The following is a 22494-nucleotide window of genomic DNA, read 5'->3' as shown; positions in this document are numbered from 1 at the left end:
CGTTTCATCTGCCGTGATGATGCTTTGCAGCTACGATTGCGTAGAACGGATCTGATAGACACATTTCTTACCGCCGATTGCCACGCATTCCGTCCGTTCTACGCTCGTCTGCAGTAGCGCTCGGTAACAATTAAGCTCTCTTGTACAGATCATCTGATACCGACCTGCTACTTTAAAATATGGACAATTGTGCTGCGTGATCACATATTCCTCATCACTTACCTGTTCCCATCTCGCCATAAATCCGTTGTCATCTTGGATGCGTGCCATCTCTGCTACCTTTTCAGATAGCGCTTTTCCTTCCATTTGTCCCTCGTATTTCTGGATAATCTTCTCTTGCTGTCTTGCGAAAAATTGATCCACTCGGTCTTCCCCGTCTGCCAGCACGATATGCTCCATCAAATCCACGGCCAATTGCCCATAATCATTCGGAAATTGTTCGTTACCTTGCTGTGTCAACGAGTAGTAGTGCATCGGTCTACCTGCTTTTTGACGGCCTACTCTACACACAACAAAACCGTCTTTTTCCAAGTAAATCATTTGCCTGCTGACAGCTACCTTTGTGAGCTCCAGCCTGTTTTGCAAATCCTTTGTGCTGAGCTCCCCTTCCCTTTTCAGCAACAATAGAATGTATTCGCGTGTTGATAGGTGTCTATATCTCTCCATTTTCTCTTCGCCCCTTTATTGGAAAAGAACGATACGCTCACAGTATATGTCCTTTGTATAACTAATTCAACAAACATGTTTATAAAGTGACACTCTTTGTTCATCGAGAAACCTACACAGCTGCAATTTATTAAACATTTTAGTTGAATATATATAAAATAGTGCATATACTGTGATTGTAGTGCAAGGTGCTTTTTTCCAAGAAGGATAGGTGAAACGAATGAAACCTGTATTCTCCCTTCTCCGTGAACGACAGGTCGAAGTGACTTATCAGGAGCCTTTGGCGGCACATACTACCTGGAAAATTGGCGGGCCTGCAGATTTACTGATTACACCGAGCAGTAAATCCCAACTGATCATGGTCCTACAAATACTGAATGAACATCATGTCCCATGGATGGTGATGGGAAAGGGCTCCAACCTTTTAGTCACAGACAAGGGTTATCGTGGCGCGGTCATTAAATTAAACAAAGCTTTGGACTATGCCCGAATCCTAGGCAATCAGATTTATGCAGGGGCCGCCTACTCCTTGATCAGGCTTGCAGCATTGGCAAACAAGTATAGGCTCAGTGGTTTAGAGTTCGCAGGCGGAATACCCGGGTCTGTCGGCGGCGCTGTGTATATGAATGCAGGCGCGAACGGATCGGATATATCGGACATTTTTCACTCAGCTGAAGTGATCACACAAGCTGGAGCCATTCGCTCCCTGCGTGCTGTAGATATGGATTTTTCTTATCGCCACTCTTCCTTGCAAGAGACTGATGTCATTATCACGGAAGCTATTTTTGAGCTGACTCCGCGCGACAGCGAAAGCATCAAGCTCCAGTGGAACCACTATAAAGAAAAACGTTTAAAAACACAGCCGCTGCCGTTTGACTGTGCGGGCAGTGTATTCAGAAATCCCCCAGGCCATTTTGCTGCAAAGCTCATTGAAGATGCTGGCTTAAAGGGCATGCGGTATGGAGGCGCGGAAGTATCGAGCAAGCATGCCAATTTTATTATGAATACCGGTAATGCTACCGCACTTGATGTATGGACACTCATGAAGCAGATTCAGGAAACAGTTCACAGCCAATCAGGGATTCACCTTGTTCCTGAAGTTGTAGTCGTAGGTGAACAGTAAACATAAAAGGGAGGTCTCACGATGATTCAAATTAGCGAAGCTGCCGTCACTCGTATTCAAAATATGCTCGAACAAGAAAGCTCTTCTCTCTTCATTCGTTTTGGTGTGAAGGACGGAGGGTGCTCCGGGATGACCTACGGGCTCGGTTTTGATGATGCTTATCAAGAAGGCGACACCACAATCGATATTGATGGTGTGAAGTTGGTCGTCAATCCAGAAAGCTATCCGTATGTCGATGGCGTCGAAATCGATTACAAAGAGACTGGAATGATGGGCGGATTTACGATCCAAAACCCGAATGCGATCGCAACCTGCGGCTGTGGAAGCAGCTTCCGTACAGCCCTACATCGAGGAAAAAGAGAAAAGTGTGAGTAGACCTCAGACGAAAATGACTTGTCACTGATTCCAAACGAATGCTATTCTATTGAAAAAATTCCCCCTATTACTTTGGTAAGGTGACAATATGCTTTCATTTTCAAGACTCAGTAAATGTAAACCCCCAATCCCGTAATCTCCTCCTACGCTGTTTGAGATTTTCGGAATATAGGGGGAATGTACAAGTGAATAGAAAAATCTCAACACCATCTTTGTTACTGTTGATCATCTTGGTGGGCTTTCCGCAAATTAGTGAAACGATCTATACACCTTCGTTACCTGATATCGCCAATAGTCTCCATGCCAGCAACAATACGATCCAACTAACACTCAGTATTTACTTCCTCGGTTTTGCCTTTGGTGTATTTTGCTGGGGAAGGCTCTCTGACTCTATCGGTCGACGCCCTGCCATGCTCTGGGGAATTTTCGTTTACGGCCTGGGCAGCTTGGGTTGCTACCTCTCCGATTCGGCTGACTGGTTGTTATGGAGCCGGTTCATTCAAGCCTTTGGTGCGAGTGCAGGATCGGTGGTAACCCAAACCATCTTGCGAGAGAGTACCGACACCACCAAGCGTCATGCTGTTTTTGCTCAGATTTCAGCTGCTCTCGCTTTTACGCCTGCAATTGGCCCCTTAATCGGTGGTTGGGTGGATCAATCGTTTGGATATCAGGCTGTTTTCTTCACGCTGATTGCGATGAGCGTAGCGATTTTTGCTTACGCGTTTGTATCGTTGCCTGAGACCAAAACGTCTACTGCTTCAAAAATAAACACGTTAGCTGTAGCCAAACGACTTTTTACGGACAAAAGGATTTGGACTTTTGGCTTCTTAATTGGGGCGACAAATGGCATGTTGTTCAGTTACTATGCCGAAGCGCCATTTATTTTCATTGCGTTTTTCGGAATGACGCCTGGCGTGTTTGGGTTCTTGGGTATTTTCGTAGCTTTGGCTTCTGTGATTGGAGCAATGCTCTCGAAAAAACTGCTAATCAAATACCCGGCTGAGAACATTATTCTAATCGGCTCGCTGGTTACGACGTTAGGTGCAGTATGCCTCACAAGCTTCACTATGTACGGCGCGAGTCCGTCCGTTGCCTCGATGGCGATCATGGTAGCCTCTATCTTTACCCTTTTGCTGGGGATTGGGATCGCGATTCCAAACTGCCTGAGTTTAGCTCTCGTCCACTACGGCGATGTGCTCGGAACTGCTGGCGCTATTTTTGGTTTGGGTTACTACCTCATCGTAAGTCTCATCACGAGTGGCATGAGTTATTTTCATAACGGCTCGCTGGTTACCATGCCAATCTACTTCTTGCTATTGGCGATCATGATGGTGCTTGTTAGTAAACAAATTACGGTTAGCCATACAGCCAAGTAGCCTATTCGCTCTTCCCATCAACATCAAAAATCAAAAAGCCGATTCTCTCTAAGAGAAAATCGGCTTTTTACCTATCCTGGTCACCCCTCCCGCTTCGTCTCGATCGATAATCCTTCGACATGCTTGCGACTCATCATTTTACGCTTCTTCCGGTTCTCTTTTGTCTCGAATACGATGTCCATGTCATAGTCGGCTGGATACAGTTCTTTGCCTTCAATATGCAAGACGAGGCGCTTTTTGTTGATTTTATATTTCTGATTTTGAATCATGACGCCAACGATACCTTTGGAGTCCTCCGCAGCAAACACGATGCCGGTTCTCCCCAGATAGGAAATGAATACACAATCACCAACAGCAAATGGTTTGTCACGCTCATGCGTGGCTGGTGTAACTGCGGCATTTTCGGAAATCTCCTGTGAAGGTTGCTCACGCTTTTCCTCTTCTACTTTTACTGCCACTTCCGCTTCTTCCGGCTGTTCTATCATCCGTGTCTCCACATAATTGGCAGCCTCATACTGTTCCTGCTCAACGTCTTGGTATTGTTCCAGCCTTTCCGTAGTGGTAGTCGTAGTCGTGAAGCTATTCCGAGTAATTTCCCGTGAACGCTGAATCATCTCAGACGGGATACCTAGCCTCAGTGCGATCAGGAATGCGTAGCTCTGGCCAGCTTCTCCTATTCGCAAGCGATAAAGTGGCTGTAAGGTCTCCTCGTCGAATTCCATTCGTGCATTTTGGAACCCGGCAGTTGCGGAGGCAAAATTTTTGATCTCGTTAAAATGGGTATTCACAATCACCGTCGCTCCTCTTCGGTGTAGCTCCTCCAAAATCGCAATCGACAAGGCGACACCTTCTCCTGGATCTGTACCGGTAGCCATCTCATCAATCAGAACGAGGGTCGAAGCATCGGTAACCTGCAGGATTTCCAGGACATTATGAATATGTGCGGAAAACGTGCTTAAGGCTTGCTCAATGCTTTGCCCATCTCCAATATCAACCGCGATGTTGCGGAAAATGGAGAAGCGACTGCCTTCCTGCACAGGTACGAGCAAACCCGACTGTACCATCATGGTTAAGAGCCCGATGGTTTTTAACGTCAATGTTTTCCCGCCTGTATTTGGACCTGTAATAATAAGCGATTTGTACTCTCGACCAATTTTCAAATGCAGCGGCACCATTTTCGGACCGAGCAACGGATGCCGTGCTTCCTTGACATCGATGATCCCTTTTTCGTTTAGTTCGACATTCGCGCCTCCGATTGCCAATGCGTACTTCGCTTTTGCGAAAAGGAAATCATACATTCCAACGGTCTCGACATTCACGGTGAGTTCATACGTATATTCTTCTGCGAACGCGGACAATTGCATTAATACTTTTGTTACTTCGCGTTCTTCTTCTGCCTTGAGTGCTGTGAGTTCAAACTGTACGGTGCTGATCTCAGTCGGTTCCATATAGACGGTTTGACCGCTCGCCGATTCATCTAAAACACTGCCAGCCACTTGCTTGCGATGTTCTTTTTTGATGGGAATGACATAACGTCCATTGCGTGTACTAATGACATTTTCTTGCATGATCGAACGATATTTGTTCATGATGGAATCCAGTTGTCTTTTCAAGCGCTCTTCAAATACGATGATGCGCTTACGCACCTTTAACAAGTCTTTGCTGGCGGAATCGACAACTTGCCCATGACGGATGCATTGTTCGATTTCATTTTTTAATTTTTGGACGTCGTACATCGATGCTGCATAGGTGCTTACGCGTGGCGCTAATTGTGCTTTTGTCGCCATGTACTTCATTAGCTGTGAGGAACTCGTTAAAAACAGGTACAGATTCGTAAAATCGTTTACGCCAAATACATATCCCGTCCCCAGGAGGGAAAGGATCTTCTCCATCCCTTCCAGCGCGGGAATCGGTACACTCGCTCCATTTTGCAGGATGTTCTTGGCTTCTGCTGTTTCGTCCAACTTACTTCGTACTACTTTGACAGAGTCCATCGGCATCATTTGTTCTACATGCTTTTTCCCTACGTACGATAAAGCGTATTCCATTACCTTTTCTTTGATTTTGTCGTATTCGAGACGCTGCAATGTTTTTTCATTCATGTCTGATTTCTCCTTTTTTATGAAAAATAAAAAAGGGCGAAGAATGAACAAATGTCATTCTCCGCCCTTTTGGGATACCTAAACAAAACGCAACCAAATAAAAAACCGCGCTGAACACAGCACGGATTTTGGGCGCAATGATAGGGTTTTCACCTAAGGCATTGTATGATATCCGTTGTTCTTAACTAATTCCAAGGCCGATTATCACCCAGCACAAAGAAACTTTGCTACATGGCAAAATTTCAAATGATGAATCAAGACCTTTTGTATGGAATTGCTTTAGTTAAGAACGACCGCCGACATCAACATCTCTCCCTAGATATGGTTCTTTTCACTATAGCGCATGTGATCCTATGCCGTCAATTCGCTTCGAATTTGTACACCTTCACGCCATAGCCAGCAAAAATATCGTCAAGCTGTTTCCTTACCACATCCCAGTCCCCCGGCGGTTGTTGATACTGAATTTCTTTCAAAATATCTCTATTACGTTGAATAAAAGTTGATATACTGTTGATGATTGATGTACTGTGTTGTACGATGTATATACAGGAGGTAGGCGTGAAAGGCGGAACAGATATGACGTATATATGAAAAACAAACCCGTTTACAAGAGTGTTTCAAGGAAAAGAAGGCATTTAGGGGGGAACATACATGTGAAAAAAGAGGAATTTACCGATTGTTAGGACAGAATGGCGTTGGTAAAACAATTATGAAGATGATTACAAACTTAATGATGAGATTTTGTCATTGGTGGAGATGATAGCTGAGTGATTAATAGGGAACAACAAGCAACCACCTATACAATATGAATAGAGAAGAGGAATGTCTTATGAAAATACATAGTCAAATTATATTTGCAAGTATGGCCCTAGTAATAACTGGAAGTTCCCTGCTATACACATCGCCAACCTCAATTGTAAAAGCAGAGCCCACTCAAAATGTATCTAGTTCGTTACAAACAAGCACTCAACGAGATCATAATTCCGTCGAGCAAGCAATGCGGGAAACATTGCTATTGGGATTCCCGGGGATACTTGCTAAAACTTCTGAGGGTGGAAAAACGTGGGGTTATGCGGCAGGGGTAGCGGATCTGAGCACAAAGAAACCAATGGAAACAGATTTTCGCTTTCGCATTGGTAGCGTGACGAAGACGTTCACCGCAACGGTTGTACTTCAATTAGCTGGAGAGAACCGCTTGAATCTAGACGACTCCATCGAAAAATGGTTGCCTGGTGTCATTCAAGGAAACGGATATAATGGTAAACAGATTACCATCCGGCAAATATTGAATCATACAAGTGGGATCGCTGAATACTCAAGGTCAAAAGACGCTGATTTTATGGATACAAAAAAATCGTATACGGCTGAAGAAATAGTGAAGATGGGGATTTCTCTGCCCCCAGACTTTGCCCCAGGAAAGAGATGGTCTTATTCAAACACAGGATACGTATTACTGGGGATTCTTATTGAAAAAGTAACCGGAAACAGCTACGCGGAAGAGATTGAAAATCGGATTATTGAACCGCTTGAATTGTCGGATACATTCCTACCTGGCAATTCAAGCGTTATTCCAGGCACCAAGCATGCTCGGGGATATTCTCAACCAGACGAAGCAAGTGAGATAAAAGACGTTACTTTTTATAACCCAAGTGCAGGTAGCTCGGCTGGAGATATGATTTCTACTGCTGACGACATAAATAAATTCTTCTCTTCCTTGCTCGGTGGCAAATTACTAAAGGAACAGCAACTAAAAGAAATGCTTACTACAGTTCCTACAGGAAAAGCAGGAATGGATGGATATGGTCTTGGAATCATTGAATTTAAGCTTCCAAACGGTGTCTCGATATGGGGACACACAGGTGGCATTCTAGGGTTTTCTACTTTTGCTGGAGGTACACTTGGAGGCAAGCATACGTTGGTCGTCAGTTTGAACAGTTTAGGTAGAGATAACAGTCCTAATCCTTTTACAAATATTTTACTTGCTGAATTTAGCAAGTAGAAAAAAAGAAAATTTTGTCATAGTTTTTATAGTTAAAAATATACCTTTCTGGTTCAAAATCCCCAACTTACTTTTAAAAAAGAATTTGGGGATTTTTGGGATTTCGTCAGCAACTTTTTAAACCTTGCCCCTCTCAAAACGCGCCCGGAAAACCCGCACTATACAAGGGCTTATGCGCCACTAATGCGTAACATTGCCCGCTGTTTCTGCTTGCGTTCGGCGGTTGTTGGTACTGTATTTCTTTCAAAATATCTCTATTACGTTGAATAAAAAAATTCTGATATACTATTGATTAACGAAGTACTGTGTTGTACGATGTATATGCAGGAGGTACAATACATGAATGTAGAAGATTGGAAATCACAAATTAAGCGAGGAACACTCGATTTTTGTATTCTATTGCTAATAAAGCAACGACCATATTATGGGTATGAAATCATAAGTAAGTTAGAGCAGTATCCTATTATTGCTGCAAAAGAAAATACAATTTATCCCTTGCTTAGAAGATTATTGAAAGAAGAATATATTTCTTCATCTTGGCAAGATAGTACAGAGGGCTTGCCACCGAGAAAATATTATACCATTACAGAAAAAGGAAACGAATACTTAAACGCTATGTCCTTAGAATGGGATAATTTATTAACAGCTATATCAGAAATTAAGGGGAGTTAAATTATGGATAAAATTTTGAATGACTATCTTGAAAAAATCGGAAAACATTTGAAGCCTATGTCCACTCCCGAGCGTATTGACATTGTAAAAGAAATCAAAAGTGTAATGCTTGAATTGCAACATAATGGTGTATCTTCTGAGCAAATCATCGAACGGTTAGGAAACCCAAAAGAATTAGCGAAAGCATACTTAGGTGAAGCCATTTCAAAGAACAGTACATTTAGTTGGCGTAAATTCGGGGCTGTATTTGCATTTTGTAGCAGCTTTGCAGGCGTAAGCGGTATTTTTGTTTTGCCGATTATCAGTACTCTTTCCATTGCTTTAATGATTAGTGGAGTTATTACACCAATAGGCGGAATTATTAAATTTATCGGGTATCTTATGGGACATGATATTGCCGGAATAACATTCGAATTTGGAGCATTTACAGCAACCCGCCCAATGCAGTACTTGCCAATTTCTATTGTGAGTGGTGTGTTGATGTTTTTGTTGGGGAAAGTGTTATGGAAACTTACAATGAAATATATACACGCAATTAGTCAGAAAAAGATAACATTGTAATAATAAAAAGAACGGGGCGCGGCGGTCATTCATAGACCAACCGCACCCCGTTTTTACTATGGGTGTGTCACGCAGTAGAACGCTGATTTTGAGGGAAAAGGTATAAAACCCTTACCCCTTTCCTTTGCTTCCAAAATGTTGCCTGAGACGACTTGAACCCAATCAGTTATAACGATCACTTCTTGTCTCGTTACAACTGCTCACGCAAAAACAGTTCGGGATAGATCAGAACAAGTCCGTTCGAATCTACTGTAATGTTCTCCACGAATGTTCCTGCCCGGTATTGATAGACAGAAGAGTCCCCTTTGCTTTCTAGCAACGTATATTGCTGTTGCACTTGTCTGTACGTCAGCTCATGGGCTGAGAAATAGGCTACTTGTATATACTGAGGTTCTAACTGGGTATACGACAACCGGCGGATCGGCAGTGTATTCGTGAAAGGTGTACAAGAAATATCAATATCGATACAGCCAAAGAGCTCAGGAATGGGCTCACCCACCTCGTTTGTCCAATTTCCCTCGCCATCCGATGAGAGATGCAAAGCTCCTTCTTCGCCCATGATTGCCAGTGAAACCTCTCGCGTGACCCAATTTGAATCAAGGACAATTTCATATTGGATTCTTGATAGGGTGGCGTCATCCATCCTCCCGATCACTATGCTATTTACGTGGATTCTGTTCGAGCCCTCCCGTATTCTCAAGTGCTCATATCCGACTCCTGTCGTTGGTTTCCAGATAGCATTTGTTGGTAACATGCGAACCCCTCCGATCATTTGTTCCCCTTTTCTCCATCCTATCATTTCTTGGATGAAAATGGTAGAGTCCTGTATGATCAGCTTACACAACGCATACCTAAGTCATCCATGGAATAGGATCATAGTACCGGAAAAGAATGGAAAGGAGACAATCGATGGATAATCCCTCCTTCTCCTTAACACAACCTGACATGCTGTCCATTATTCGCAATGGACTCCCACGAACGCACTCCCCCCTCACTATCATCATCGTCGGGGCTGGAATGGCTGGTCTTGTTTCTGCCTCATTGCTAAAAACAGCGGGACACAACGTAACGATTTTGGAAGCAGCGGACCGGATAGGCGGCAGAGTTTACACATTGCGCTCTCCTTTTACCCATGGCCATTTTCTAGATGCTGGCGCCATGCGTATTCCTCACACGCACGAACTTACCCTAGCATACGTGAATAAATTCTCTCTTCCCCTTCATCCGTTTATCAACAACTCTCCGAACGACATCATCTCAATAAATGGCATCAAAACAAGACGTTGGATCTACCAACGCGATCCCGACATCCTCCGCTTCCCTGTAGCGCCACATGAAAAAGGCCGTACTTTCAATGAATTAGCCGGGCAAGCCATTCAGCCTGTCATTGACTTCATCAAACTCAATCCAGCGACGAACTGGCCCATCGTTGTCCAAAAATACGATCGTTTTTCCATGGATCAATTCTTGCGCTTCAATCCTGTTGGCCCTTCCTTATCCGCCCCCGCAATCGATATGATCAAGGTCATGACTGGCTTCGAAGGATTCCCTGAGCTCGCCTTTCCCGAAATTTTACGAGACTTCATCTTGTTCGATTCTTCTACACGCTTTTACGAAATAGCAGGAGGATTTGACCAGCTACCACAGGCATTTCTCCCCCAATTACAGGAGAAGATCTATTTCCGGCATAAAATGACGCGAATCGTCGAGACGGGAAATCAAATTACCATTTCCGGCGTGCGTACCGACACAGACGAACTGTTCCAGATGACCGGTGATATCGTGATTATTACCATCCCTTTTACCGTTTTGCAGTTTGTTCGGGTTGAACCGTACGATCTGTTTTCCTATCAAAAATGGAAAGCCATTCGTCAACTCCACTATGTTTCCTCATCCAAAATAGGCGTCCAGTTTTCTCAGCGATTCTGGGAAGCACAAGGAATACGGAGCGGACAAACAGTAACAGATACGCCTATTCGCCTCTCCTACTTTGCCAACCACGGTTTTGATCAGCCTGGGGGTGTCGTATTGGTCAGTTACACATGGGAGGATGACGACCTTCCGTGGCTCAGTATGTCGAAAGAAGAACAAGTGATGCAAGCGGTAAAGCATCTAGCTGACATTCATGGGGAGCAGGTGTACAATACCTTCGTTACGGGGGTCACACATAATTGGGCGTTGCAGCCTCATGCTGCTGGTGCCTTTGCCTTGTTCAAACCGTTGCAGGAGACGGAATTAACTCCCTACATTGGTGCGCCTGAAGGAAGAATTTATTTTGCAGGGGAGCACACCTCGAATGAACATCACGGTTGGATTCAAGGGGCGATTGAGTCTGCTTTGCGCGTGGCTGTAGAAGTGGGGAGAAAATGAGCGGGGGTCTGTACGATGAAAAATTCCGTACATTCCCCCGCCGCTTATCGATTCTTTTACGAATTCAATTCATAATCTTTTCGAAGCAACGCCAGCTTCACAAGATCAATGTACATCCCATTTTCAAATTCCGTTTCTCGATGGATTCCTTCCACTTGAAAGCCAAATTTTTTGAGCAAATGGATAGATGCCGTATTTCGCGTATCTGCCTCTGCTTCTATTCTGTTTAGGTGCATATGCGTAAACCCGTACGCGATAATGGGCCGCATTGCTTCCGACATGATCCCCTTATTCCACCACGAAAAATTCAGATCATAGCCAATCTCCGCTTTGTTATGTACAGCATGGTAATGCTTGTAGCCGCAGCTGCCAAGAAATTTTCCAGTGGAACGGTCCGTAACCGCCCACCTGAGTCCCTGTTTTTGTTCAAATAAGTCTCGATACCATCGAAGTTCATTTTCAGCATCTGCTATCGATTGAAACCTCGCTATCCCTACATATCTCGCCACATCTTCATGTGACAACACTTCAAAAATATCTTCTAAATCTTGTTGATCAGGTTGGCGAAGGATCAACCTGTCTGTTTCGATGACAGGGAATTGATCGAACATAGTCGGATTACTCACGATAAGAACCTCCTCGAAAACGTAGGATGGGAGATTTTTGGTGCCTACTCCCTTTCATCATCTAGAGAATGATATGGTTTATTATAGGAAGGACAAGAAGTAGAAGCAATGGGATCGTAAAGATATCTAGCCAATTCAGCCCACCCAAAACGTTTACGTTTGATCCCAGTCAAGATGAGCCGCGTAGTTTGGCGTGGCACTTTTTGGCTACTCGCGGTTTTACGAAATATTCATTGGGATTGCTGAATCGGGAGGCTCCTAGCTATGACTCCTTTTTTGACGATGGTATTGATCGGTATTTTTGTCGTGACAACATTGTTCTACTGGTGGAAGGAAAGCAGAGTGAAATGAGGCAAAAAACCATCTTTGCCTATTATTTTTCTATCTGAATGGGAACTTCCCACGCGTCTGGAAGAAAAAAACATCTCGTCATTTGGAAATTATTTTTGAATCCGCGCATCACAAAAAGAAAAAAACTTGATTTATCAAGGTTTTAAACTTGCGCCATCTATTCGCACGACAGAATCTTACGAAAATGATATTCCATCTCTCCACCCAAGGCTGCCGGAGTATCACCTGTTACTCGGAAATCATGGGTATAAATCGTTTCAAACGGCCCAAAATCCGCTTGCTTATAAAATTCAAAGCAAGGGAAGCCATCATGCGCTCCTTCGATTTGTACAAGCCCATCCCTTTTCGCCGTTACCGATATGAAGTAGTCAACCGGAGGCGCATGCTCATTCAGGGGATTACTCGCACTTGCGCTCATTTCAAAGCTCACTTCTTCATCCGACTTCCATACCATATTCCTGCACAAAATGCCCTCTGTACTCGCTTTTCCTTTTCTCAGCTGAATCGATCCATCAGGATTCGTGATCTTCTCTGTTGTGATTCCCGTGTTCTGATAACTAAAAATTTCTTTTTTCAAAAAGTCTACGACAACCTCTTGCTCCACTCTAGAACGCATCGTGTTAACGGCATAAGGGGTAAATTCACGTGAATCGCCTTCGAATTGAATGATTTTTCCTGTTTGCGGATCGGTCCTTGGTTCCGTCCATGACAGGGGGATAAATACACTCGCTCTAATTTTGATCAGGTTTACCATACATTGGAACCTCCATGTGTTATTGTTCTTCTAAGAAAAATATGTGATGTTTTGGTGTGGAATGAACTCAAAAAAGATATCTTCAAATTCTTTGCAATCAGCCAAATTGGACAGATTCATGGGGGCTTGTATCCTTTCTACACCCATCTTCGGATTCACCAATAAATAATACGCCATGAGCAACGCATTTCTACAATGATCCTGGTTTGGTTCACGCACGAGGAGCTCGCGGATGATAGCTGTTCTCTTCTCCTCGTCGTATTGTAAGGCGAGATGATAGTCCCAAAATGGTATGGAGCTTTTACTCCCAGCAGAACAAACAATAGGGAAACGAGCCTGTACAAATTGATTGATGATCTCATTTACATCATCGGTGCTTACCTTCTTCATTGCGTTGTCAACGCAGCTTATTCCTTGATGAATCACCAGATAATAAGGCACATTCAATAGATGCTCCTGAAATCTCTCTATTAATTCCCCTCGCAAAAAAATAGGACCTATCACGATAAAGTCCCCCTCATTTTGGTGTGACTGTACTTCCTTTTTCGACACGTAGAAATATTATCCTATTTGTGCTTCATTTTCTAAATCGCGTTTTCATGACCGCCATGTTATGATTCAAAAAGCTAAGGATTATCCAATGATTACCATATAGACTCACATGACATCGAATAAGCAAGGTGGGATGATGATGTTGCAAGAGAATGCCAATCTTCACGCTCCAGACAGATGTATTTTTCTCGTTACAGGGATTATGGCTTCTGGTAAATCAACAGTAGCTCAGTTACTTGCTGAAAAGCTAAATCGAGGCGTTCATCTACGAGGTGATTCGTTCCGACGAATGATTGTAAATGATAGAGAGGAATATATGCCCGAACCGTCAGAAGAAGCCATTCGTCAGTTGTGGTTGCGCTACAAAATAGCTGCCTCTACGGCAGACACTTTTTTTGAAGAAGGATTTAATGTCGTTGTACAGGATGTTGTGATCGGCCGCTTTTTGAGCGAATTTGTTGAAATGATTCGGAACCGTCCGTTGTATGTTGTAGTACTCACGCCAAATGAAAAAGCGGTTGAAGAGAGAGAGGCTTCCCGTTCCAAATCAGGGTATGGTGCTTGGACGATTCCCCACCTCAATAAAATTTTGCAGACCGAAACACCAAAGCTCGGCATGTGGATCGATTCTTCCGAGCAGACACCTCAGGAAACTGTCGAGGAAATCTTGCGGTTGGTTGATTGCCCGCTATCCATGAAAAAACCTGAGTTCGGTGAAATCCCGAACTCAGGCAATCAGATGGTCTAACCGCTTACACTGCGTACATCGTTGGCCAGAAGTACTCTACGCCTTCCGCGTACAAGAAAGCTTGGAACTTTTTCAGCTCATCAGGAGTATTTCGGACAGCGCGTGGAGTCAGGCCATATTGCAAGCAATAAGCTGTCAAATAGCCAGCTACTTCACCGACGTTCCACTCTACTGGGTGGAGACGGAAGCATCCATTTGTAATATGCGTAACCCCAAGATTTTTGCCCGCTGGCAGCAGGTTATTTACACGCACAGGGATTAAGCTGCCCAACGGAATTTGGAACGGATAGGTAGACACATCAACGTAATTGCGGTTTGCTGTGCTCGGATGCAGGTCGATTCGGTAGCTGCCGACCCCAACGGAATCATGGAAGGCTTCTGCTTTGCCTGTATTGCGGACAAATGCACTCACATGTTGCTCCAAAACGGTGAATTCGGCTTTGATCCGGCGGGATTCACGAATATAAGGATACATCGCCAGTCCATCCTCTGTTCCCATTACATCCTTGCGCAATCGCAGTCCTGGATACCCTTGTCCACCATCTGGGCGAGGAGCCTCTGTTTGCATCCAATACAGAAGGGAGAGACTCAGTTGTTTACCGCCGTAGAGGTGACGCTGACGCTCTTCCTCTGGCACATCAATGATCGAACCGAGCCAGTAATCATTTTGCGGCCAGTTAACGGTCGTTACGCCGCTCTTGTACAATCCGGTTTGGAAGTTTTTCGGGTCAGCAATCTGACGATACGTAAAGAGCGGAAAATATTTAGTACCCGGGAACAGCTCATATCGTACGGATTCAGCAGTATTTCGCGGATTGGAGCCTGTCCAGCTAAGCAGCTTGTCCGGCCAGAAATCTGCTTTGTAGTTTCGCCAGAAGTCATACGTTTCTGGTTTGGCAATCGTATGATTTTCTCCCTCCAAATAATCCATGGCAAAGCAATACGTAAACGCCTGAATATCATTTGGCTGTGGCGGCCCGACAACAGCATTTGGCTCCCCTGTTTGATCGACTGATTCAGCGCCAAGCACGTATTCAACGCCGGCTTGTGGGAGCACATCTCCACATTCTGTCGCATCCAAGAAATAAGGTGCTACCAGTTCATGAAAATCATGATGCTTCTGATCTTCTACTGTGATCGACAGTACGTTATCGCCAGCCATGCGAACGGCATGCAGCTTGTTATTCGTCAGAATAGTAAGTCTACCACTATTAATATAAGGAGCAAGCATCTGATAAAAAACAGCGAGCGCTACTTTTGGTTCATGGCAAAGTCGACTTACGGAACCATTACCAGGGTCAAGATTCGGGATGACACGTGCTTCTGCCGTCATTGGATAATGGTTGCGATAATAGTCACGCACGCTGTCACGGAATGTACGATAGCTTCGCGTGCAACCAAACTGTTCGATCCATGGATGCTCATCTGGCGGTACCGCTTGGCTCGTAAATTGACCGCCAATCCAATCGGTTTCTTCCGTCATAATGACTGATTTTCCTGATTTTGCTGCTGCCAGTGCTGCTGCGCAGCCACCAGTACCTCCCCCAATAATTACCACATCAGCATGAAGTTCTCTCATTCTTCTTCCCTCCACATTTTCTACTTTTTGGTTGTTTCTGCCAATTAATACGCAAAAAATGACAATAGGTTACAATTTTCGCAAAAATAAAATAAATAATTTTGTATTAGCTTCTACTTGTGCAAACTTTGGCTCTGCACCAGTGCCTCAAATTTGCCTCTGAGTTGATGCCCCTTTTCAGCCCCTTCCTGCTGTCTCTTACCAAACCGGAATTCCACATCTCCACCCTTAAATTTGTGTTTTTGGGTGAAATTGTATTTGCAAAGATACCAAAACAAGAACGTACGTTCTTATATAAATATATACAAACAAGATGCGAACAGTCAAGAAATCATTTCCTTTTCTTTCTATTATTTGTAGAATTCTAGGCGTAGATAGTAGGTCAGAGTGAACATAAGCACAAAAAATCCCTCCAGCTCGACTTTCTCCAGCATGAAGGGATTTTTGAATCGTCTTTATTTAAACAAATTAATCGTGGTAATAATGATCGGCATCGCGAACACGTCAATCAGGAAGGCACCTACGATCGGAACGACTAGGTATGCTTTTCTCGAAGGACCAAATCTTCCTGTTACTGCCGCCATATTCGCCATTGCGTTTGGTGTAGCGCCCAGACCATGTCCTGTAAAGCCTGCGACCATGACTGCGGCGTCGTAGTTTTTGCCAAGCAAACGGAACAGGACGAAAATCCCAAACAAAACGATGAATACTACTTGAACAAACACGGTGACTAGCATTGGAAGCGCAAGATCTGCAACTTCCCACAGCTTAATACTCATCAGTGCCATGGACAGGAAGATTCCGAGCGTCACGTCACTGATCAGGTTGATGCTCTTCATGTCGATTGCCTTTGGATTGAGCTTGTCTACGATGTTACGGACAATCACCGCTACAAACATCGCTCCCACATATCCTGGCAAAACAAATCCGGTTGCAGTCGAGAACAGCTCTCCCAAATACGTTCCCAATGCCATACAGAATGTAATCAACAGGACTTGGATGAAGAAGGTATTCGAGTTAATTGGTTGTCCTTTTTCTTCTACTGTCTCTACTACTTCTTCCGTTTCCGTCGGCTTCAGATCGTATTTGGTAATCAAATATTTCACAGTGGGTCCGCCAACCAAGCCCCCTGCTACGAGACCAAAGGTAGCTGCTGCGATCCCAACCGCCAACGCAGATTGAATGCCCATGTCCTCAAGCGTTTGTCCAAAAGCGCCAGCCGCTCCATGTCCACCTTCCATGGAAACAGCCCCTGCCATCATCCCAATCAATGGATGAATGCCGAATACTGAAGCCAAAGACACACCAATTACGTTTTGTGCCAAAGCCAGAAATCCACAGGCGATCCAGTAAATAACGAGCAGCTTACCGCCAAGCTTGATCAGCTTAAAGCTCGCTCCCAATCCAACGGTAGTAAAGAACGTGAGCATGAACAAGCTTTGCAAGGAAGTATCCAATGTAATTTGTAAAATTCCGGTCGCTTTCAAAGCCGTTGCAATGACAGCGAACAACAAGCCCCCAACCACTGGTGCCGGGATACAAAACTTTTGCAAGAAACTAGCCTTTCTTACGAGGAATGTACCTAATACGAGAAGTGCTACTGCGAGAAAAATCGTCGTTACTTGATTAAGTGCTAACGTCATAGTTGTCTCCCCTTAGTTCTCTAGTAATCCCATGATGGCTTCATTCGTCAAGTAAGCACCTAACTTTACTGTTCTTCCGTTTTCATCTAAAATCGGATTCACTTCACAAATATCAAAAGAAAGCGTTTTCTTATGAGCGGCAACGGTACGGATCAAAGTACGAACAACCATTGGTGTAAGGCCAAAAGGAGATGGAGCACTTACTCCCGGTGCAAAAGCTGCGTTTAATACATCTGTACATAGCGTTAGCATGACATGATCGTGTTTCTCGATGAATTCGCTTACAGATAAAGTAATTTCATCCATTCGTGCGTCTGTCATCTCTTCTTCATACACATAACGGACACCGAGCTCGTCTGCTTTATCAAATAGCTCCTGCGTATTTCCGAAACGCTGAATCCCCAACACAAAATAGCTGCTATTTTTGTCATGCTCTAGTATTTGCCGAAACATCGTCCCCGATGAAGGCTGAACTTCATAGGAACGTAGATCGAAGTGAGCGTCAATATTGATGATTCCCAAGGAAGCCTCTTTTCCAATATGCTTTCGGACACCTAGGTAATGACCATACAATGTCTCATGGCCTCCACCTAAAATAATGGGCGTCATAGCTTTGGAAAAGATTGCAGAGACGGCGTTCCCCAATTCTTCCTGGGCAGCTTCTAGCTCTTCGTTTGGACAAGCAACATTCCCCACATCAACAATCCGTTTTCCTTCCTCCACCTTCCAAGGAAGGCTTGCAAGCGCTTGCCGAATTGCGTTTGGAGCTTTGGCTGCACCTAATCGTCCTTGATTGCGCCTCACTCCCTCTTCACATTCAAACCCAATGATGGCGACTGTACGATCCTTAGCAGCTTGCAATATATCCAAGTCCGTTATTTCTACAATCTGATGATAGCGAAAACTGCTTCGTCTCTCCGTATGGTCAGTCCGGCCGGTCCACAAATCTGCTGATACATTCTTTGGCAAGCTATTCATCCTTTCTGAACCTTTTGTTTATTGATTATATAATGACAAACTTATTATTTCTAATATATAATTTAAATAAATTGATAGCTTAAAGCTATAAATAAGGGTAGGCGATCCAGTTGGACATCAAACATTTGCACTATTTTGTGACAGTTTGTGATCAGTTGAGCTACTCCAAAGCCGCACAAAAACTGCATATTTCACAGCCTTCCTTAAGTAATGCGATTAAAAATCTGGAGCAAGAAGTCGGCTCTCCACTGCTCGAGAGAAACACAAGAAAAATGGAATTGACGGATGCTGGTAAAATTTTGTATCAGAAATCGTTGTTGCTTCTTTCCCAAATGAACATGTTGAAAAAAGAGATGGAAGAAGTAAAGCTGACTGGCAGCGGAGATCTCATCATCGGCATCATTGAGTCCGTGAAGCATTGGATTCCAAAAGTCATTCGCGGATATCAGGGACGTTTTCCCTCTATTAACATCAAGCTAATCGAGGTGTTGAGCGGGAAAGCTGTAAAGGAATCACTGCGGAAGTATCATACGCATTTACTCATAACCAACCAATTCATCGATGAAGAAGATATCGAATTATTTCCCCTGTATGATGAGCGCTTAATGCTGGTGCTGCACAAGGATCATCCACTTGCGCAAAAGGAATCGGTTCGATTGAAAGACTTAGCTAGTGAGCCATTCATCATTAGTACAGAGGGATTTCAGACGAGGGAGGATATTCTAACGGCCTTTTCGTTTGAACAAGTCAACCCGCAAATCAAATTTGAGATTGAGCGATTTGAAACTGCGTTAACGTTAGTGAGGGAGAATCTCGGGGTTACGATTATCCCGGAGAACTATTTGTCTGGATCAACAGATGCTTCGCTTGTTCGGAAAACGATTGATTCGCCTGCGCTGGAGCGGACGGTTTATTTGGCGTATATGAAAAATCGTTATTTGTCCCCGGCGGTGCAGGCTTTTTTGGAGGAGGTTCGGGGGAAGTTTCCATCCCGGTGATCGTTACGAAAATGGCTCATAAATAGATTTCACAATTCCCTCATCCTTTTATATAATTGGGAAAGTCTTGAAAACATTTAAAAGCAGGTGATCCTTTGGTTCAAGTAGGCGATGCTCCCTCTAGCTTTATTGTGTTCCTCCCGTTACTAATAATCTTATTTTTAAACATCATTAACATTGTCATCAGTATTTGGGTATACCGCGATGCAAGGAGACGAGGGAATAGCAAGGAATTCGCTATCATCGGGCTTGTTGCTTCCTTGTTTTTTCCGCTTATAGGGTTGATTGTTTATTTGTTGATTCGGAAAGATAAGTATTGAAAAGTATGGAATTCTATTTTCCTTCTCTCCAAATAAAAAAAGCAGTTGAACAGGGATAACCTTCCTGCTCAACTGCTTTTTTAGAAACGAAAACGGGCAAACGATAGGATTAGCCTCTCGTTACATTGAGAATCAGATCGTTGTCAAAGCCGCCGATTGAGATGTCTGAGTAGCACTTGATCATTTCTGTTAGCATCACCTTTGCTTCCAGCCTGGATAGTGGTGCGCCCAGGCATAAGTGGCAGCCCTTTCCAAAGGATAAATGCTTGTTGCTATTAGGTCGATGGATATCGAATTGATCTCCCTGTGCAAAGGTATTTTCATCACGATTGGCAGAACCGAGCCATGCCATGACGATTTCGCCTTTTTTCATCAGACTTCCGAACATATCCGTATCTTCTTGAACCTTGCGCATCAAAACCTGTGCTGGCGGACGGAAGCGCAATACTTCCTCGATTGCTTGATCTACTAGTTGCGGATTCTCTCTTAATTCACGATAGACGCCTGGTCGATCCAGTAAAAAGCAGTAGAAAACACTAAACAAGAGCGTACTTGTCGTTACATTTCCGGCAAGCAGCAAGCTGATTGCAATATCAATAATCTCGCGGTCAGATAGTTTTTGGCCTTTATATTCTGTTTGCGTTAAATCGGAAAGGAAATCTTTTGCCGGGTTCTCTCTTTTTTCTTGAATGATCGGAGAGAGATAAACGGCCATTTCCTTCATGATTTCTTCCTTTTTGAGGTTAATATCCTCATACGTTTCGCGGGTCCCGGAAGAGATGAGAACATCGGACCATTGTTTGAACAGCATCCAATCACTGGACGGTACACCGAGCAAATCGGCAATGACAATTACCGGCATCGGGGTTGCGAGATCACCTAAAATTTTGATGCTTTGCTTTTCTTTTACTTCCTCTAGCAAATGACGTGAAATTTCTTGAATACGCGGCTCCCACTCCTGGAGTGTTCTGGTTGAGAATGCCTTTGTATAGAGAGCTCTCCTTTTTCCGTGATCAGGTGGGTCCATCTCTGTGATCCCCTTTTCTTTCAATGCGAGGGAACCAGCGATTCGTTTGCCTGTATCGCTTGAAAAGAGGTGATAATCGGTCAGCACACGCTCTACATCCGAATACAGAAATACGTTCCAAACCTGTTGCTTTTCGTCGTAATGTACCGGGCTATTTTTTCTCATTTCTGCATACCAGCCGTAGGGTTCGAACTGTTGTTGCAGATTCTCGGCACCTGATATTTCATTAGGGAATACTACTTTATTCATTTCATTCACTCCTTATCTAAATGGGTAGGTAATTGCTGTAAGCTGGCTACTCTCGGTATGACTTGATTTCTTCTACCATGGTATCCAGGAGTTTTTCTATTAACCCAATGTCTGTGTTCGATTCAAAGAAGGAAATGTTGAGGGTTATGCAATCTTGATACGTACTGACTCCAAGCATCAGTCCTGGTGCGTAATAGGCTGGAGATACGATGTACGCACCTGCGACTTTCACATCATCGAATGCTATCTGACTAGTACCAATCATACCAAAATTTGATAATATTGGAGTGCTGTTTCCATCTGCTACGATTTGTTTTCTTACATCCTGTATGATCTTCAATGTCTGTTGAAACTCAAAATTTTCCACAAAGGCAAACGTGTTTACCGCATCATGCAGAATCTCTTTGTTATCGCGTTGACTCTTCATGAATTCCGCCACTTCTTTCACCTTATCTGCAAATGTCCCTGCTGCTTGATTCATGGAGGCGTGAACAACACCAGACAAGTTGTAAATCGCGTCCGCCTTCCCCGTGGGTAAGAATTTTCTTACATTAACCGTCACCATGACTTTGACCTGCTCAGCTGGAACATTCTTCATTTGTTGATATAAAGCTCGCATGTAGCCAGCCAATAACACATCATTTACTGTAAACCCTTTTTGTTTAAATCCTTGCGCCAGCTCTAGCCACTCTTCGCGCGGAATTCTGCGAATGGCTTGTCTCCTTTTAGCTGGTTCTCCAGGCGTAAAAGGAAGTGTTGGTCCCTGGGGTTCTGGAGCTTGCTGCATCCCGCCATTTGGGATACCCATCTCCTTGAACAAACGGCTCTGATCCCTACCCTCAGGGTTTGACTCGGGAACGTAGCGAGGGTTTTTGGCAAGCTCACTATATAGCGAAGCTAGCAGGTGAACATACTCTATCAATCCTGCACCATCACTGCATAAATGATTCAATTTGATGCAAATGATATCTTTGGTCGAGGTCCGCAGAATGCGAATTTTGACCATCGCATCAGCATCGATGTCTATTGGGCTCGACAGCCACTCCTGTATGGCTTTCTCTACGGAATCGGACTCACTGAGAAGTTGCAAGGAACACCAACCGCTTGACGCCAAATCGCTGCGTCGCTCCCAATTGGGGCGGACTGGATCTTTTATAAAACGGCAACCAATGATAGGTTCCGCAATGGTGCTTGCCTCCATCGCTTGAAGCAATCGCTGTTGATTCACCTGTCCGTCCATTTCCAGCACCATTTGAAGTTGGCAATCGGAAAGATAGCTGACCATGTAATTAAACCTGTCACTTCCGTTTGCAGGCAGTCGTTGTGGGATTGCCATATTCTGATTTGCCTCACTGACATTCATTTCCTACACATCCCTTCAACTACAATTTTTGAAAGAAAAACAGTCAGGAATAAGCATCCTGA

The 22494-nt window shown here is 44.0% G+C and carries 21 protein-coding genes; 10 read left to right on the top strand and 11 right to left on the bottom strand.

Going from position 1 to position 22494, the window contains the following annotated elements:
• Positions 1 to 30: 30 nt before the first annotated feature.
• On the bottom strand, positions 31 to 666 hold the full coding sequence (locus HP399_RS11050) for a helix-turn-helix transcriptional regulator (RefSeq protein ID WP_173617130.1): 636 nt from the start codon (positions 664 to 666) through the stop codon (positions 31 to 33).
• Positions 667 to 886: 220 nt separating this feature from the next.
• Between HP399_RS11050 and murB the strand changes: the two genes are divergently transcribed.
• The 3 genes from murB (at position 887) to HP399_RS11035 (ending at position 3540) form a co-directional block, all read left to right on the top strand.
• Entirely contained in the window at positions 887 to 1789 is a 903-nt protein-coding gene (gene murB / locus HP399_RS11045) for a UDP-N-acetylmuramate dehydrogenase (RefSeq protein ID WP_173617501.1), read from the top strand.
• A 21-nt stretch (positions 1790 to 1810) separates the two neighbouring features.
• Complete coding sequence (locus tag HP399_RS11040) at positions 1811 to 2164, top strand: HesB/IscA family protein (RefSeq protein WP_173617129.1); 354 nt, start codon at positions 1811 to 1813, stop codon at positions 2162 to 2164.
• A 185-nt stretch (positions 2165 to 2349) separates the two neighbouring features.
• Positions 2350 to 3540, top strand: coding sequence for a multidrug effflux MFS transporter (locus tag HP399_RS11035; protein ID WP_173617128.1), 1191 nt, complete (start codon positions 2350 to 2352; stop codon positions 3538 to 3540).
• An 80-nt stretch (positions 3541 to 3620) separates the two neighbouring features.
• Here HP399_RS11035 and HP399_RS11030 read toward each other — a convergent pair whose 3' ends face one another.
• The gene (locus HP399_RS11030) at positions 3621 to 5642 is read right to left on the bottom strand and encodes an endonuclease MutS2 (RefSeq protein ID WP_173617127.1); all 2022 of its coding nucleotides are present in this window, start codon (positions 5640 to 5642) and stop codon (positions 3621 to 3623) included.
• 829 nt (positions 5643 to 6471) lie between these two features.
• Here HP399_RS11030 and HP399_RS11025 point away from each other — a divergent pair.
• The 3 genes from HP399_RS11025 to HP399_RS11015 all read left to right on the top strand — a co-directional run bounded on the left by HP399_RS11025 (position 6472) and on the right by HP399_RS11015 (position 8874).
• Positions 6472 to 7641: a serine hydrolase domain-containing protein gene (locus tag HP399_RS11025; RefSeq protein ID WP_026043227.1), complete on the top strand. Its 1170-nt coding sequence runs from the start codon at positions 6472 to 6474 to the stop codon at positions 7639 to 7641.
• 339 nt (positions 7642 to 7980) lie between these two features.
• A complete protein-coding gene (locus HP399_RS11020) occupies positions 7981 to 8313 on the top strand; it encodes a PadR family transcriptional regulator (protein WP_007716392.1) in 333 nt (110 codons plus the stop codon).
• Positions 8314 to 8316: 3 nt separating this feature from the next.
• Positions 8317 to 8874 (top strand): DUF1700 domain-containing protein, encoded by a 558-nt coding sequence (locus HP399_RS11015; protein WP_173617126.1) that lies wholly within the window; start codon positions 8317 to 8319, stop codon positions 8872 to 8874.
• Between the two features lie 190 nt (positions 8875 to 9064).
• Here the strand turns inward: HP399_RS11015 and HP399_RS11010 are convergent, their stop codons facing one another.
• Positions 9065 to 9628, bottom strand: coding sequence for a putative glycolipid-binding domain-containing protein (locus tag HP399_RS11010; RefSeq protein WP_173617125.1), 564 nt, complete (start codon positions 9626 to 9628; stop codon positions 9065 to 9067).
• A gap of 155 nt (positions 9629 to 9783) precedes the next feature.
• Between HP399_RS11010 and HP399_RS11005 the strand changes: the two genes are divergently transcribed.
• Complete coding sequence (locus HP399_RS11005; protein WP_173617124.1) at positions 9784 to 11244, top strand: flavin monoamine oxidase family protein; 1461 nt, start codon at positions 9784 to 9786, stop codon at positions 11242 to 11244.
• A gap of 56 nt (positions 11245 to 11300) precedes the next feature.
• On the opposite strand, the gene HP399_RS11000 is transcribed toward HP399_RS11005, so the two are convergent.
• The 3 genes from HP399_RS11000 to HP399_RS10990 form a co-directional block, all read right to left on the bottom strand.
• Positions 11301 to 11870, bottom strand: a complete 570-nt coding sequence (locus HP399_RS11000) for a GNAT family N-acetyltransferase (protein WP_173617123.1) — start codon at positions 11868 to 11870, stop codon at positions 11301 to 11303.
• A gap of 508 nt (positions 11871 to 12378) precedes the next feature.
• The gene (locus HP399_RS10995) at positions 12379 to 12975 is read right to left on the bottom strand and encodes a DUF3238 domain-containing protein (RefSeq protein ID WP_173617122.1); all 597 of its coding nucleotides are present in this window, start codon (positions 12973 to 12975) and stop codon (positions 12379 to 12381) included.
• A gap of 30 nt (positions 12976 to 13005) precedes the next feature.
• Positions 13006 to 13479 carry a hypothetical protein gene (locus HP399_RS10990; RefSeq protein WP_173617121.1) on the bottom strand — a complete coding sequence of 158 codons (474 nt, stop codon included), beginning with the start codon at positions 13477 to 13479 and terminating at the stop codon, positions 13006 to 13008.
• A gap of 184 nt (positions 13480 to 13663) precedes the next feature.
• Here HP399_RS10990 and HP399_RS10985 point away from each other — a divergent pair, with 184 nt between their 5' ends.
• Positions 13664 to 14275: an AAA family ATPase gene (locus HP399_RS10985; RefSeq protein WP_173617500.1), complete on the top strand. Its 612-nt coding sequence runs from the start codon at positions 13664 to 13666 to the stop codon at positions 14273 to 14275.
• A 4-nt stretch (positions 14276 to 14279) separates the two neighbouring features.
• On the opposite strand, the gene HP399_RS10980 is transcribed toward HP399_RS10985, so the two are convergent.
• The 3 genes from HP399_RS10980 to hutG form a co-directional block, all read right to left on the bottom strand.
• Positions 14280 to 15854, bottom strand: coding sequence for an FAD-dependent oxidoreductase (locus HP399_RS10980; protein ID WP_173617120.1), 1575 nt, complete (start codon positions 15852 to 15854; stop codon positions 14280 to 14282).
• Between the two features lie 455 nt (positions 15855 to 16309).
• Positions 16310 to 17497, bottom strand: a complete 1188-nt coding sequence (gltS, locus tag HP399_RS10975; protein WP_173617119.1) for a sodium/glutamate symporter — start codon at positions 17495 to 17497, stop codon at positions 16310 to 16312.
• Between the two features lie 12 nt (positions 17498 to 17509).
• Positions 17510 to 18475 (bottom strand): formimidoylglutamase, encoded by a 966-nt coding sequence (gene hutG, locus HP399_RS10970; RefSeq protein WP_173617118.1) that lies wholly within the window; start codon positions 18473 to 18475, stop codon positions 17510 to 17512.
• Between the two features lie 110 nt (positions 18476 to 18585).
• On the opposite strand from hutG, the gene HP399_RS10965 reads away from it, so the two are divergent.
• Both HP399_RS10965 and HP399_RS10960 read left to right on the top strand, forming a co-directional pair.
• A complete protein-coding gene (locus HP399_RS10965) occupies positions 18586 to 19473 on the top strand; it encodes a LysR family transcriptional regulator (protein ID WP_173617117.1) in 888 nt (295 codons plus the stop codon).
• Positions 19474 to 19568: 95 nt separating this feature from the next.
• Complete coding sequence (locus HP399_RS10960) at positions 19569 to 19793, top strand: hypothetical protein (protein ID WP_228088494.1); 225 nt, start codon at positions 19569 to 19571, stop codon at positions 19791 to 19793.
• Positions 19794 to 19902: 109 nt separating this feature from the next.
• On the opposite strand, the gene HP399_RS10955 is transcribed toward HP399_RS10960, so the two are convergent.
• Both HP399_RS10955 and HP399_RS10950 read right to left on the bottom strand, forming a co-directional pair.
• A complete protein-coding gene (locus tag HP399_RS10955; protein WP_173617116.1) occupies positions 19903 to 21069 on the bottom strand; it encodes a cytochrome P450 in 1167 nt (388 codons plus the stop codon).
• Between the two features lie 46 nt (positions 21070 to 21115).
• Complete coding sequence (locus HP399_RS10950; protein ID WP_173617115.1) at positions 21116 to 22432, bottom strand: condensation domain-containing protein; 1317 nt, start codon at positions 22430 to 22432, stop codon at positions 21116 to 21118.
• Positions 22433 to 22494: the final 62 nt, after the last annotated feature.

Origin of the sequence: Brevibacillus sp. DP1.3A, assembly GCF_013284245.2 — a bacterium.
GTDB lineage: Bacteria > Bacillota > Bacilli > Brevibacillales > Brevibacillaceae > Brevibacillus.
This window is presented reverse-complemented; position numbering and strand designations above follow the sequence as displayed.